Raw genomic sequence first — 14913 nt, forward strand, 5'->3', positions numbered from 1 at the left:
TATGGAACCTTTCTTGTACTTTTTATTGAAGAACAGCATCTGTCTGCTTCTGTTTTACGGCTTTTTCTATCTGTCGGTAAAGCAGAGCGTATTCCACCGCCTGAACCGTTACCTGCTTTTTATCCTTTTTGCCCTTTCGATAGGTCTGCCCTTTTTCCAGGCAGACGGATTATCCCATCTGTATGACCGTGAAAAGATTGTGGTCAACACCCTTATCCTATCCGGCAAGGGGGCGGCAATTCCTGCCGCAGTACATACTGCTTTTCCATGGATGGAGGTTCTTGTTTATCTCTACTTTGCAGGCCTGCTGCTTGTTGCCGCCTATTTCGCGAGAGCCTGTGTACAGGTTGGGAAGATACTACGAGGCAGTAACGTGAGGTTATGGAAGGACGGCACAAAGATCTATGTAACGGAACAGGATGTAACTCCCTTTACCTGGATGAATAAAATAGTGATTTCCAATACAGATCTTGAACGGAACGGCGACCTGATAATCGATCACGAACAGGCCCACATCCGTCTGCGTCATTCAATCGACATAATTATAATAACCCTGCTGAACCTGCTGTTCTGGTTTAACCCCTTCGGCTGGCTGCTCAGACGTTTATTGCTTCAGATACATGAGTTCGAAGCGGACAGGCGTCTACTTAGTGATGGCATCGATGCAACCCAATATAAATTAGTATTAATCCGCAGAAGCGCTGGCGAGCAAACCTTTGCCATGGCAAGCAATCTGTCCTACCGTAGTCTGCAAAAACGTATTGAAATGATGACAAAAAAGAATTCAAGTTCTGCATCCCGACTCATCTATTGTTCGGGTATCCCGGTAGTTTTATTGGCTGCCGTTCTTTTGGCTGCACCGGCCGTTAATGCACAGAAACGTGCTAAGAGCGATCGCCCGGTTTCCGACTCAACCAAAGTTGTAATGAATGTTCAGATGGTTCATCTGGATAACAAACCCGGCTCGAAGGAGAATGTACTGGTAGTTACAGGTGTAAAAGGACAACCAACCAAGCAGGTAACCAAAACGGAAGTTAGAGATAATCAGATTGAGGTAACGGCCGATATCCGCACCCCCACCTCCATTGTTATACGTATGGACACATCCAGCTTGGAAACTCAGGCGGATGGTTCTTTAACACTTAAAGCAACACCGCTATTTATAGTAGACGGACTTCCCGTATCTTCCATCGATGCCATTAATCCGGATGATATTGAAAGTGTAAATGTGCTTAAAGGAGAGTCAGCTACCGCCATTTATGGTAAGCGAGGCGAAAATGGTGTGATTCTTATCACCATGAAGAAAGCGAAAGAGTAAGCCAATCCCAATAGTAAACAGTCCGGAATCTACCGGGACTTAAGCCGGGATCTCTCTATACTTTACTGCAGGACAAGTATAGTTTGTACATTGCGCCCATGGGCCCGTTTAAACGGCTCCATGGGCGCGTTTTATCGTCCCCGTGGGCCCGTGGTGCAGATGTATACTCTTTTGTGCTTAGTTCCTGTTTGTTTATGCCTTCCGGTTCGTATGATATGCGGTTAGATCTCCTGGGTTTGTTGTGGATTCCAGGTAACCCGGATTCGGTTTACACGTATGCCTGAACCTATAAAAATGAAGAGATTAGCGGTTTGTGTAAACGTTTGCCGCCCTTCGATTGTTCTATTCGCAGTTTGGTATTAAAACTTTATTTGTATGAAAACCCTTGTGAATACCCTGATGATGCGTGTGATAGAATATTTTGCATCAAAAGACATGTCTCAGATTACGCATACACTTTGTGTGCACGAATATACGCGTTTGATTGCTTTAAGGGAGGGTTACAAGACCCGCAAAGTATTGTTGCTGGAGCTGGCAGCCTTGTTGCACGACATTGGTTGTCCTCGTTCCAAGGAGCTTTACGGCAATTGCCTGCCCGTTAATCAGGAGCGGATCGGAGCCGAAATTGTGTCCGAATGGATGCCTGCCTATGGCAAACTGGCTCCTAAGGAGATCGATTGGCTGGTAAAGGTAGTAGGTACGCATCATCAGCTGCCCATGGCAAAGGAATATGGATTCGAAGCGTTGTTTGAAGCCGACCTGATTGTGAATCTGATGGAAGGATACTATCCAAAGGAGAAGGCTGCTCTGTACGAAAAGAATATGGTGCGGACAGCCTCGGGTAAGGCCTTGTTCGAATTATTCTTCCATCACGGAAAGATGGATATCAAGTCGGATTAAGCTGCAAGGGGGGATTCCCACTCACCTGGTGGGGAAATAATGTTTATTTAACTATGTTTTCAGTTAAATATCAGGAACATTTTGTTTATTTGCCAGATCTTAATACCTAATAATACACAGTAAGATGAATAAAAGTACCTATCGCAACGTAATTATGCGTGCAATGGCTCCCGCCCTGCTTTTTACCGCCCTCATTTTAAATGCACCATCTGCAGAGGCGCAGAAACGCATCACTACACCGACGTTCGTAAGCGGAGCAGACTCGGCCTCCATTACCTATAAATCGTCTAATTCTACCCTTGGAAATACTTCCGGAAGTTTGAACAGGGGGGTGACCCTGGTTACGAGTGCGGCCAGCGGACTAAAAAAGCCTTTGTATATTGTGGATGGCGAAAAACGGGCTTCCATCGAAGACCTTGATCCCAATACCATCGATATGATAGAGGTTTGCAAGGATAGTACAGCCGTTGAGAAATATGGAAAAGAAGCCGTTTTCGGAGCTGTGGTTATCACCCTTAAAAAGAAAACCTGCGATTGATTTGTGATTTATTGTAATTTGATGATGAAAATGATTTTGAATACTAACCTAAATGATACGGCGCGGTTGCACGCCCTGCAGCCGACAGATGCCGAAGATATTTTTCGGGCAATCGATTCTCAACGGGACTATCTTGGGAAATGGCTCCCTTTTGTAGAGTTTACCCGGTCTGTAGAAGATTCGGTTCAGTTTGTTACGGAGGCTTTGGAGCTTCCGGAAGATAAAAAGGAGCACCTGTTTGCCATACGGGTTAACGACTCCTTTGCCGGCCTTATCGGATTTAAGGATACAGACCGGATGAACCGTAAGACTGAGATCGGGTACTGGCTTTGCGAGCCCTATCAGGGGAAAGGGATTATGACTGCCGCGGTAAAGGCGTTGTGCGATTTTGCTTTTCAGGAATTGAATATGAACCGGATACAGATTAAGTGCGCTGTGGGTAATGAGCCCAGTAAACGCATTCCCCGCCGGCTCGGCTTTACTTTTGAGGGTATCGAGCGGGACGGGGAATTGCTCACCGGTGGCATCTATACGGATATTGAGGTTTACAGCCTGCTGAAGCTGGATGTAGCACCCCAATAAATGGTTTGCATGTTGCTTGAGTCTGCTTTAACTTTTCACTGTTTCGGCTCTTCGGCTTTTTAATGCGGCACTTATCTCCAGCATCTTTTTCTCGCTGAGGGGATACATGCTGATAAAGACGATGGAAAGCAGGGTTCCTGCGGCAGGCAGAAAACTCATAAACATCTTGATTCCCTGAATAGCTTCCGCTTGCTGCACTTCGTTGGCTACGAATCCGAAGTAGGAGAGCAGCCAGCCTGTTAGCGCACTTCCTATGGCCCATCCGAATTTCTGACTCATCGAAGAGGAGCTGAATATTAATCCGGTGGCTCTGTTGCCGGTCTTTAGCTCCGAATAGTCGGTACAATCGGCATACATAGACCACAACAGCGGGAAAATGCTGCCTGCACAAATGCTTATCAGTATCTGAAAGGTAAAAATCAGGGGCAGGTTATCCTTGTCGAACCAGAAAAAGAGAATACTTAGAACGGTGGCTATAGCCATCGAACCCATATAGGTCTGCTTTTTCCCGATACGGTTGCTTACGGGTGCTGCCAGTATCACTCCTGCGATGTTGGCTATCTGGCCCACCGACAGATAGAGTCCGCTCAACACAAACGACACCCCGAAGAATGAAATGGTCTGGAAGTCTTCTTCAACAATGAAGTATTTAAAATAATACACAGTGGCTCCGTCGCGGATGGAGTTAAATACCAGGGCGGCAACTCCCGCACCCAGAAGAATCCACCAGGGGCGGTTTTTCCATAGATCTTTAAGATCCTCCTTTAAGGGCGCCTGCTTTTCGTGAAGCGCCTTGACCCGTTCTCTGGTAAGGGCAAAACAACCGATAAACAGAAGGGCGCACATTACGGCTATCACTGCCACCGCTAGGGTCCAGCCTTGTTGCTGAGCGGCAATTTCTTTACTGTGACCGCTCCAGAAGTTTACCATCGGCATAAAGAGGAGCAGTGCAATGAAACTTCCGATATAGGCAAATGCCATCCTATAGGTGGACAATGTGTTACGCTCTTTCGGATTGTCGCTCATCACCCCAAGCAAAGAGGCATAGGGTACGTTGATGGCCGAATAGACCATCATCATCAACGAATAGGTAACGTAGGCATAAATCAGCTTTCCGTTATCGCCGAACGGAGGGGTGACGAAGGTAAGCACTCCGATTACAGAAAAGGGAATGGCCAGAAAAAGCAGGTAAGGACGGAATTTACCCCAGCGGGAATGGGTGCGGTCGGCCACCACACCCACAATGGGATCGAATGCCGAGTCCCACACGCGGGTTACCAGAAACAGGGTGCCAACTACCGCAGCAGGCAACCCGAACACATCCGTATAGAAAATCATCAGGTAGGAACCGAACAGTTTCCAAAACATGGACGAGGCCATGTCGCCGAAGCCATAGCCTATCTTTTCCTTTAATTTAATCATGGTATAGAGGGAGGGAAGGAATTACTCCCTTCCCAATGTTTTAAGATTCCGTGCAATCAAGTCTTTAAGTGTTTCAACCGAAGCGGCGGTGGTAAGTCCGTCGGCCGGCGTGTTCATGCAATAGTCCACCAGCTTGTCGACAGTCGACGTAGCCACATGCATCCGTGTGTCGGACGATGCGTAATAGATATACACGGTTCCGTCTTCGTCTTTGATCCATCCGTTTGTGAACAACACATTTGATACATCGCCAATCCGTTCTTCACCCTCCGGAGCCATAAAGAAACCGCCCGGTGTGGCTATCAGTCTGGTAGGATCTTCCAGGGAGGTCATATACATATAAAGTACATAACGCAATCCGGCGGCACAGCCTCTTACTCCGTGAGCCAGATGCAACCAGCCCTGAGGTGTTTTTATGGGATGCGGACCCTCACCGTTTTTAACCTCTTTGATGGTGTGGTAGTATCTGAGGTCTATTATCTTTTCTTCCTTCACTTCGGCGCAGGTCATATCATCCACCAGTGCCCAACCGATTCCGCCTCCGCTGCCGGCATCTATAAAGCCATCTTGCGGACGGGTATAAAGGGCATACTTGCCGTTTACAAATTCCGGGTGAAGTACAACGTTGCGTTGCTGACTTTTAGTCTTAAGATCCGGCAGTCGTTCCCAGTCGACAAGGTCTTTGGTGCGGGCTATGGCAGCCGTGGCTGTAGCCGACGACAAATCGCCTGCCGCTGCTTTGGGATCGTGCCGTTCTGCGCAGAAGATTCCGTAAATCCATCCGTCTTCATGGGCCGTAAGCCGCATATCATAGATGTTGGTGGCCGGATCTTCCGTGTCGGGCATGGTGATGGGGTAATCCCGGAAGCGGAAGTTGTCTATTCCGTTGGGACTTTCTGCTACGGCAAAAAAGGATTTACGGTCGGCTCCCTCTACACGCACCACGAGTATATATTTGCCATTCCATTTCATCGCACCCGAATTAAAGGCTGCATTCATCCCGATACGTTCCATCAGGTATGGATTGGATTGCTCGTTGAGGTCGTAACGCCAGAAAACAGGTGTATGTGCACCCGTAAGAATCGGGTTCTTGTAGCGTGTATATACTCCGTTGCCTCCGGCAACCGGTTCGTTCTTTGCCGTAACCAACACTTCGTGCTCGTGCATCAGTCTGGCCACTTTGTCTTGAAAAGTCATCATCAGATTTTATTTGTATAAGTTTAAATTATCCTGACTAAACAGGGTTTTCGGGTTTTCGTAGAATTTCACAAAATCGGCAGCCGAAGCCTGACCGGGATACGGTGCATAGAAATGATTATCACGTTCGCGGGCATTCCGCCATACCAGTACATAAGCAACCGGATACTTTTCAACAACAGGCAACAGAACCTCCGTCCACCAGTTACTCATAGGCAGAGCCTCCAGTCCCGTTTCCGTAAGGGCGATGGGCTTATCCAGCTCTTTTCCCTTTTCGGTCATAAAGGCCAGCATCATATCCAGTGTCTTTATATAATTATCGGTTCCTGCAACACCGCCGAACTGATACCCGTCCACACCCAGCAGATCCACATATTCGTTGCCCGGATAGCGTTCCATATACACATCTCCGATACCTTCCGTTCCCGGAGAATAGGCATAAAGCAGGTTATCTACCTTTTTCTCGTCCAGGCGGCTGCGCGTCAGCTGCCACAGCTGTTTATACTGATCGGGTGTACAAAGATTCTTTCCCCACCAGAACCAGCTTCCCGTATGTTCGTGCCAGGGACGGAAAAGCACAGGCACCTTTTCGCCGTCGTCTGTCTTCAACTGATTGAAGAAAGCTGCAATCCGGTCCAGCCAGGTAATAAACAGTTCGTGTTTTGAACCGCCGGGTAGAATCGCCGTTACTGCGCCCGGAGTTTTAACATCCCACGAATCTCCTCCGGTAAGGGGATTGTCCAGGTGCCAGCTTACAGAGACCATTCCACCGCGTTTGTATTGATTTATCATTTCAGTCCGGATTTTATCGAAGGAAATCTTATCCAGACTCTCTTTGCTGCCCAGTTCGATGTGTCCTAAATCGAAGCTCATCACTGCCGGATAATCTCCGCACACACTTTTAACATCGGAGCGGCTGGCATCACCTTCCCATTTGATTCCGTACAGCGGATCATCATGGTGACCAAACATAAACCCGGTTTGATGGATTTTTTTCAGATTCTTAAGCAGATTTTCGGTCTGGACGGTACGTTGTACTGTCTTCCCGGCATCTTCCTGTTGCTTGCCCTCGGCATTACATGCTAATAGCAGAAAGGATGCACAAACGATGGTTGCGATTTTTTTCATTTTTCCTACATTTCTTTGATTCCTGAAAGTCGGATGTGTGATCCGACAGGTCTTTACTCTTATGGACGCAAAAGTAGGTGAATGAGGCAGATTAAACCACGCATTATTTATCTAAAACCGATACAATTTTAACCAGCTTACTAAAAGAGGATTTTAGTCTTCCGGTAATTGTCTCTGAACTCTTTGGGCGAACATCCTTTTTTCTTCTTGAATATCCGGTTGAAATTGGACAAGTTATTGAATCCGCAGGCAAAGCAGATCTCGGATATGGAGTGGGTGGAGTCTACCAATTGCCTGGCGGCATAGCCCAAACGGATATCAATTATGAAATCGGAAAGACTTTTTCCGGTACGAAGTTTGAAGAACCGGCTGAATGCCACCGGGGTCATTCCGGCTAGATCTGCCATTTGGTGTAGCCTAATCTCTTCCGTATAATGGCTGTTTATATACTCCTGTACCTTCTTAACCCGCCGGCTGTCGGCATTCAGCTCAATCCGGGCAAAGGATGAGCTTGCCAATGTACGGGCATTTTCGTAATGAGAGAGTTCATACAGGATGGTAAGAAATTTAATGACCGCATAGAAACCCTCTCTTTCCGAAGCAAGGGTGTTTAGTTTATCGTACACTTTAAGAATGGCATCCATGGGAAAACTTATACCCATGGATGCCGATTCGAGCATTTTATGAATACTGTCGAACTGATTCTTGTTTAAAAGGCTTTGATTAAACAGATCGGATGAGAACTGAATTGTGATCTCCCTTATCTTAGAAGATACACACGTATGCTGCTCCCAAACATGTTCAAGGTCTTTGCCGGTAATCAACACCAGGTCGTAGTCGCCAATCACCTCTACCGAGTCGCCAACGATACGCTTTACACCTGCGCCTTTTTCGATAAATGTAAGTTCGTATTCGGCATGACAATGGAGCGGATATGTAAATTCCGTTTTATATCGTTCAACGATATAAAAACAGTCTTTATCCGAAAGCGGTGTTATTTCGCGAATAATATGATTCGAGTCTCCGGTTGTTGTCATCCTCTAAAAGGCGATGTTATGTTTTTATGTACAACTATTCAGTGTCAAAGGTACGATTCTGCGTCAATAAGCATAATCAAACCAGTCGAAATCTGCGTAGGCTTTCGACGATGATGAAGAGGCCGTCGCATAGAGTCCGATGTAGATGCCTGTAAATCCGCCTGCCGTTTCAGTGCTTATCAGCTTGGTATCCATTTTTCCTGCTTCATGAAAGGTAACATTGTCAGTCGAGTAAAGGAAGGTGTAATGCTCATTTCCTCCCTTCACGCGCAGATACAGTTTCCCTTTCGGTAGCGTTATCTCTTTTTCGATGTGGTTCATCAAGCCCAACCGGTAACGTAATACAAGCGACTGTTTGCCGTTGCCGAGCTGCCTGCAATACAGATCGTAATGAAAATCAGGGTTCATATAGAGTGTTACACCCGCCTCATCGTTTGCCGACCCTTGTTGTAACTCCAGGGCGGTAGTTGCCGTAAATGCAATGTGCTCCTGCCTTCTGCCCACAAAAGTAGGAGATGCGACCTGGTCTAACGTAACAGACGAAGCCTTTAGTCGCAGGAAACCTTTCCTCTCATCAAGGCTATAGCGTTTTTGATCCGGATTACGCAGGTAATTCCATTCAAAACCCAGATACGGTTCATTAAAATCGGTCCGCACCGGCTTATCCGCAGTTTTCTGTTGAGGGAGTGTAGGCACATCCATCTGCAGGGAGATGGTTCCGTTTCCATTCACCACCGGCCACGCATTCTGATCCCAGCGAACAGGAGCAAGGAATGTTTCTCTTCCCAAAAGATGGTGCGTTCCGGATTGAGGACGGAAGCCCAGCAATACCATCCACCAGGAACCATCGTGTGCCTGTACGATATCGGCATGACCGGTTCCCTGAATCGGATTATTCTGTGCATTTTCATTTCTGTGGGTAAGGATCGGATTAGCAGGATTCGATTCGTACGGTCCGTCTATCGATCTGCTCCGGGCTATGGTTACCATGTGTCCGTATTCGGTTCCTCCTTCGGCAATCAGCAGATAATACCAGCCATCCTTCTTGTAAATATGAGGGGCTTCGGGGTATCTTCCGCCGGTTCCGTTCCATATCTTCTTCGATTCGGTGAGTTGTTCTCCGGTAAGAGGATTGATTTCGCACAAACAGATTCCGTTGGGTATGGAAACCATGTAGCATTTATCTCCTTCAAAATAGAGAGAAGGGTCGATACCCTCTTGTTTCAGCCAAACAGGCTCCGACCATTCGCCGGCGGGATCTTGAGTATGAACAATGAAATTTCCTTTGTCCGAAACGTTGGTCGTTATCATGTAAAATGTTCCGTTATTATACCGGATCGTTGGGGCATAGATTCCACCAGATGCACCGCTTTTATCCAGTTTTAACTGCGATGGCTTTGTTAAGCAATGTCCTATCTGTTCCCAATGGATCATATCCTTACTATGAAACACCGGAACTCCGGGAAAGAATTCGAAGCTGCTTGTAACCAGATAATAATTGTCTCCAACCCGACAGACGCTTGGATCCGGGTGAAATCCGGGAATAACCGGATTCTGAAATCCGTCTTGTGCATGCATGTCCATAAAAGTTCCCAAAAGAACCCCCAATAATAATACTAGATTTCTCATTTTTTACAAATTGCAATTGTTTTTACTCTGTTATTGTGATCTTTAACTCATTGTGCTTGTCTGTGATATATGTCAACCGCCGCTGTTATATTACTTCGTACAGCTAAAAAAACACTGCAAGTATAGGTATTTACAGGCTGAAATACAAATCAATCCGGCTGGAATCCTATTTCTGAGATATTGAATGATAGCTAAAATAGACATCATTTAATAGATTTTATCTATTTCTTCCGGAACATTTTATGTTGTAAAACAGTTTAAGTGTTGTATCAAAAAGAAGAATCATAAATAAATATATTGAATAAAACGATGGAATTATTAAAAGTGCTCAACGAGCGATATGCAACGAAGAAGATGAATGGCGCAACCGTGCCTCAGGAAAAAGTGGAAGCAATTGTAGAGGCGGCCAGATTGGCTCCTACCTCTTCCGGTTTACAACCTTTCAAGGTGATCGTTATAACAAACAAAGAGCTAAAGGAAAAAATTGTACCGATTGCCTTTAATCAATCTCAGGTTGCTGATTGTTCGCATTTGTTGGTTTTTGCTGCGTGGGATAATTATACAAACGAACGTATTACACAGATATTGGATTATACCGTAGCGGAAAGGGGACTACCAACCGGTACGATGGATGAATACAAAAACAGACTTTTAAGTATATATGGTAACCGCGATGCCGAACTGAACTTTATCCATGCGGCTCATCAATCTTACATTGCCTTTGGATTAGCGATTGCTGCTGCAGGCGAATTAAAAGTGGATGCCACCCCTATGGAGGGTTTTGATGCCGAAGCATTGGACAAGCTACTGGGACTTCGCGAGCAGGGTTTGCGTAGCGTAACCATGTTGCCATTGGGCTATCGCGACGAGGCCAACGACTGGCTGGTAAATCTAAAGAAAGTAAGACGTCCGAAAGAAGAGTTTGTTTCCGAAATTAAGTAATGCCTTTTATAAGGTCAGTGCTTGATTATTAGATTGTTGTTTACATTTACGCTTTATTAATTTGACGACGGGGATGGATCATATGAGATGATTCATCCCCGTTTCTTTCTGATTTATTGGAGTAGGTTGCTTTATAGAATCAATTTGTGCCCTGTTTTTACATAATATATGTATATTTGGCCCGGTTAAATGCCAGAAGAAATTTACTTAATGCTAAACAAATAATATCATGAACAACACACTTATCGGTTGTCTCGGGGTGGGAGCCGCTGTTTTGTCTTCTCTGCAGGCTACCCATGCACAACAATCAGAACGTCCAAATGTTATTTTTATCCTTGCAGACGATATCGGTTACGGAGATTTGAGCTGTAACGGCGAGAAGACTATTCATACACCCAACGTAGATGCGTTGGCTTCACGGGGTGTCCGTTTTACGGATGCACATGCAGTTGCCGCAACCAGTACGCCGTCGCGTTATTCATTGCTTACCGGACAATATGCGTGGCGCAGGAATGATACCGGTATAGCTACGGGCGATGCTGGTATGATTATCAGACCAGAACAGCATACAGTGGCTGATATGTTTCAGTCGGGGGGATATGTTACAGGTGCTGTGGGAAAATGGCATCTGGGTTTAGGTGATAAGACCGGTACACAGGACTGGAATGGATTTATTACACCCGGATTAAAGGATATCGGTTTCGATTATTCTTATATCATGGCGGCCACAGGTGATAGGGTTCCATGTGTATTTGTTGAGAATCAGCGGGTAGTAAATCTGGATCCCAATGATCCGATTGAGGTAAGTTATACGACGCCATTCCCCGGAGAGCCATTGGGTAAAGATCATCCCGAATTGCTTACGGTATTGAAACCCAGTGTAAATCATGGTCACGACCAGGCCATCGTTAATGGGGTTTCTCGAATAGGATATATGAAAGGAGGAAAGCAGGCTCTTTGGAAAGATGAAAATATAGCCGATAGCATCACAACCAAAGCGGTTCAATTTATAGAAGATAATCAGCACAAACCATTTTTCCTTTATTTTGCAACGAATGATGCCCATGTGCCCCGTGTTCCTCATCCACGATTTGTGGGAAAAAGCGGAATGGGTGCCCGTGGTGATGCCTTGTTGCAGTTCGACTGGAGTGTAGGTGAGATATTGAAGGTGCTTGATAAGTTGGGGATGACAGAAAATACGTTGATTGTTTTAACCAGTGACAACGGTCCGGTAGTGGATGACGGTTATCAGGATAAGGCTGTTGAGTTGCTAGGGAAACACCGTCCTTGGGGCGATTTCAGGGGAGGAAAGTACAGTAATTTCGAAGCGGGTACGAGGGTTCCTTTTATTGTAAGCTGGCCGGCTAATGTAAAGCCTGCAGTGTCTTCTGCTCTGGTTTCGCAGTTGGATTTGTTTGCTTCCATGGCCTCCTTGTTGAATACAACTTTGCCCGAAGGATCAGCGCCGGATAGCAGGGACTTCTTAAATACATTGTTGGGAAAGACTAAGCTGGGACGCGAATATATTATAGAGCAAGCCGGATCGCTTTCTGTTACAACCAGCAACTGGAAATACATTGCTCCGGGTAATGGCCCTGCCTATAATAAACTAACCAATACGGAGTTGGGCAACAGTAAACTTCCTCAGCTTTATAATTTGAAAAAAGATAAGGGCGAGAAACTGAATCTGGCAGATAAATATCCCGATAAAGTGAAAGAATTGCAAGCCATACTGGATAAAGAAAAAAATAAGAATAACGACTGATTATCCTTAAGCATCTATATGCTGCTTCAGGGAATGAGTCCTATGTAATGAAATAAGAGGGTGAATCGTACGGCCGATTCACCCTCTTGAATTTTAACTTTTATGTTTTAGCAAAAGAGAGTGTTCCTTCATCCTATAGTCCGGATACAGATCAATGAATGGAAATATTATGAAAGAACTCCACGGATGCGGTCTTCAAAAGCAGAAAGAGCTGCTTTGGCTCCTTCGCCCATGGCAATGATAATTTGTTTGTATGGTACTGTAGAAACATCACCGGCGGCATAAATACCCGGAATGTTGGTCCGGCAATTGGAATCGATATTGATTTCGCCCGAATGATTTGTTTTTACAACATCCTTAAATACACTGCTATTGGGAGCCAACCCAATCTGTACAAAGACGCCATCCAGCTTTACCTGCTCTTCTTGTTCGGTTTCCCGGTTTTTATATTGGATCGCATTTACTTTACTACCGTCTCCAATAACCTGAGATGTTTGAGCCTGAAGAATGATTTCAACGTTTGGCAGACTCATCACTTTATCTTGCAATACACGGTCGGCTTTCAGCTCGTCGGCATATTCGAGAATGGTAACCTTGGAACAGATTCCTGCCAAATCGATTGCAGCTTCTACGCCGGAGTTTCCTCCACCTACCACAGCAACGTGTTTACCTTTATAGAAAGGACCATCGCAATGCGGACAAAATGCCACTCCTTTCCCGATATGCTCTGCTTCACCCGGAACATTGAGTCGGCGCCAGCTGGCTCCGGTAGTTATTATCAAGGCCGGCGTCACGTAAGTTTCACCTCCGGAAACTTTCAGTATCTTATTTATCCCTTCGGTGGCTACCTTCTCAACACGACGATGCTCCAATAGATCGATGGGATAATCATTGATGTGTGCCATAAGGTTGTTAGCCAACTCTTGTCCGGTTGTTACCGGTACAGAAATCAGATTTTCAATTCCTACCGTTTCTCTTACTTGTCCACCGATACGTTCGGCTAAAAGGGCAACCTTTAATCCTTTACGTGCGGTATAGATCGCTGCGGCAACGCCAGCAGGTCCTCCTCCCACAACAACCACATCGTAATTTTTAGCAGGTTTTTCTTCATTGATTTCATTTACCCCAAACTCGGCTTCCAGTTTGCTCAGTAGCTCACCAAAATCACTTCGTCCCACATGAATCAGTTTACCATTGGCAAAAACCGAGGGAACTCCCTGGATTTTTAAAGCTTCCACCTCTTTCTCATTGATACCGCCATCTACCATCTCGTGGCTGATTTCACTGTTTAAGGTCGTCATGGCATTCAGGGCCTGTACAACATCGGGACAGTTCGTGCAGGTAAGTGATACGTAGGTGGTAAGCTTAATCGGACCTTTTAAAGATTTTACCCGAGACTGAATATGCTCGTCGGGGATGTTTTTCCCTTTTTTATCCAGGTTAAGAAGTGCAAGCAGCAAGGAGGTAAACTCATGGCCGGTCGGTATCCCGCGAAATGATATGCCTGTAGGTTCTCCATTTTTCAACAGAGTAAATGAAAGGCCTTCGCCAGCAGATTCTTCGCAGGATATCATGGTAGAGCATGCTTCGACCCCACGTAGCAGATCCATTAATTCTTCGCGGCTATCGTGTTGAGGCGATGCCGTTACTGCCAGGGTATAGTTATTTTCCAGTCCGGCGAAGATGCTCTTTAATTGCTCTTTAAGAGAACTATCTAACATAGTATATTTTTTTTGTAGTTAAAAAAAGAGGCTGTATCCAATTGGTACAGCCTCCGAATGATTGTTATCAGATTTTACCAACCAGGTCGATGCTTGGTTTGAGGGTTGTTTCTCCCTTTTTCCATTTAGCCGGACAAACCTCGCCAACGTGTGTGGCTACAAACTGAGCAGCTTCTACTTTACGTAGTAATTCATCAGCATTACGACCGATGCCATTGTCGTGGATTTCTGCGATTTTAATCTGTCCTTCCGGATTTACAAGGAAGGTTCCGCGGTAAGCCATACCCTCTTCTTCTATCATAACTCCGAATGCACGGCTTAAAGCTCCCGTTGGATCGGCCAACATCGGATATTTTATTTTACGGATGGTATCTGATGCATCGTGCCATGCTTTGTGTACAAAGTGAGAATCGGTGCTGACAGAATAAATTTCTACTCCCATTTCCTGAAACTTAGCATACTTGTCTGCCATGTCTTCCAACTCTGTAGGACATACGAATGTGAAATCGGCTGGATAAAAGAAGAAAATACCCCATTTACCTTTTACATCGCTGGATGAGATTGTCTTGAATTTTCCTTGATGGAAAGCTTGAACACTAAATTCGGGAACCAGAGAATTGATAATTGAACTCATAGTTTTTTATTATTTAAATGTGTTTGTTTATGTTTTACGACACAAAATTAATCGCCATTTTAGGAATCGGGCTATATTTTCAATTGATTGATTTTATGTG

General features: G+C 45.4%; 13 protein-coding genes. 6 read left to right on the forward strand and 7 right to left on the reverse strand.

The window, feature by feature from the left end; all coding sequences use genetic code 11:
- Position 1 precedes the first annotated feature (1 nt).
- From F5613_RS15225 to F5613_RS15240, 4 genes are all read left to right on the forward strand, one after another.
- Positions 2-1318, forward strand: a complete 1317-nt coding sequence (locus F5613_RS15225; protein WP_179400409.1) for a M56 family metallopeptidase — start codon at positions 2-4, stop codon at positions 1316-1318.
- Between the two features lie 375 nt (positions 1319-1693).
- Positions 1694-2218 (forward strand): HD domain-containing protein, encoded by a 525-nt coding sequence (locus F5613_RS15230; RefSeq protein ID WP_068184995.1) that lies wholly within the window; start codon positions 1694-1696, stop codon positions 2216-2218.
- Positions 2219-2342: 124 nt separating this feature from the next.
- Positions 2343-2756: a hypothetical protein gene (locus F5613_RS15235; RefSeq protein WP_179400410.1), complete on the forward strand. Its 414-nt coding sequence runs from the start codon at positions 2343-2345 to the stop codon at positions 2754-2756.
- 21 nt (positions 2757-2777) lie between these two features.
- Entirely contained in the window at positions 2778-3338 is a 561-nt protein-coding gene (locus F5613_RS15240) for a GNAT family N-acetyltransferase (RefSeq protein WP_246303437.1), read from the forward strand.
- A gap of 27 nt (positions 3339-3365) precedes the next feature.
- Here F5613_RS15240 and F5613_RS15245 read toward each other — a convergent pair whose 3' ends face one another.
- The 5 genes from F5613_RS15245 to F5613_RS15265 form a co-directional block, all read right to left on the reverse strand.
- A complete protein-coding gene (locus tag F5613_RS15245; RefSeq protein ID WP_179400411.1) occupies positions 3366-4760 on the reverse strand; it encodes an MFS transporter in 1395 nt (464 codons plus the stop codon).
- A 21-nt stretch (positions 4761-4781) separates the two neighbouring features.
- Positions 4782-5960 carry a glycoside hydrolase family 130 protein gene (locus tag F5613_RS15250; RefSeq protein ID WP_079683923.1) on the reverse strand — a complete coding sequence of 393 codons (1179 nt, stop codon included), beginning with the start codon at positions 5958-5960 and terminating at the stop codon, positions 4782-4784.
- 6 nt (positions 5961-5966) lie between these two features.
- Positions 5967-7085: a glycoside hydrolase family 26 protein gene (locus F5613_RS15255; RefSeq protein WP_179400412.1), complete on the reverse strand. Its 1119-nt coding sequence runs from the start codon at positions 7083-7085 to the stop codon at positions 5967-5969.
- A gap of 140 nt (positions 7086-7225) precedes the next feature.
- Entirely contained in the window at positions 7226-8122 is an 897-nt protein-coding gene (locus F5613_RS15260) for an AraC family transcriptional regulator (RefSeq protein ID WP_179400413.1), read from the reverse strand.
- A gap of 63 nt (positions 8123-8185) precedes the next feature.
- Positions 8186-9751 carry a glycoside hydrolase family 43 protein gene (locus F5613_RS15265; protein WP_179400414.1) on the reverse strand — a complete coding sequence of 522 codons (1566 nt, stop codon included), beginning with the start codon at positions 9749-9751 and terminating at the stop codon, positions 8186-8188.
- A gap of 309 nt (positions 9752-10060) precedes the next feature.
- Between F5613_RS15265 and F5613_RS15270 the strand changes: the two genes are divergently transcribed.
- Together F5613_RS15270 and F5613_RS15275 are read left to right on the forward strand one after the other, a co-directional pair.
- The gene (locus F5613_RS15270) at positions 10061-10693 is read left to right on the forward strand and encodes an NAD(P)H-dependent oxidoreductase (RefSeq protein WP_179400415.1); all 633 of its coding nucleotides are present in this window, start codon (positions 10061-10063) and stop codon (positions 10691-10693) included.
- 229 nt (positions 10694-10922) lie between these two features.
- A complete protein-coding gene (locus F5613_RS15275) occupies positions 10923-12458 on the forward strand; it encodes a sulfatase family protein (protein ID WP_179400416.1) in 1536 nt (511 codons plus the stop codon).
- 167 nt (positions 12459-12625) lie between these two features.
- Here the strand turns inward: F5613_RS15275 and ahpF are convergent, their stop codons facing one another.
- Together ahpF and ahpC are read right to left on the reverse strand one after the other, a co-directional pair.
- Complete coding sequence (gene ahpF / locus F5613_RS15280; RefSeq protein ID WP_179400417.1) at positions 12626-14179, reverse strand: alkyl hydroperoxide reductase subunit F; 1554 nt, start codon at positions 14177-14179, stop codon at positions 12626-12628.
- Between the two features lie 67 nt (positions 14180-14246).
- Positions 14247-14813, reverse strand: a complete 567-nt coding sequence (gene ahpC, locus F5613_RS15285) for an alkyl hydroperoxide reductase subunit C (RefSeq protein ID WP_079683930.1) — start codon at positions 14811-14813, stop codon at positions 14247-14249.
- Between the last annotated feature and the right edge of the window lie 100 nt (positions 14814-14913).

The organism is Macellibacteroides fermentans, assembly GCF_013409575.1.
GTDB lineage: Bacteria > Bacteroidota > Bacteroidia > Bacteroidales > Tannerellaceae > Macellibacteroides > Macellibacteroides fermentans.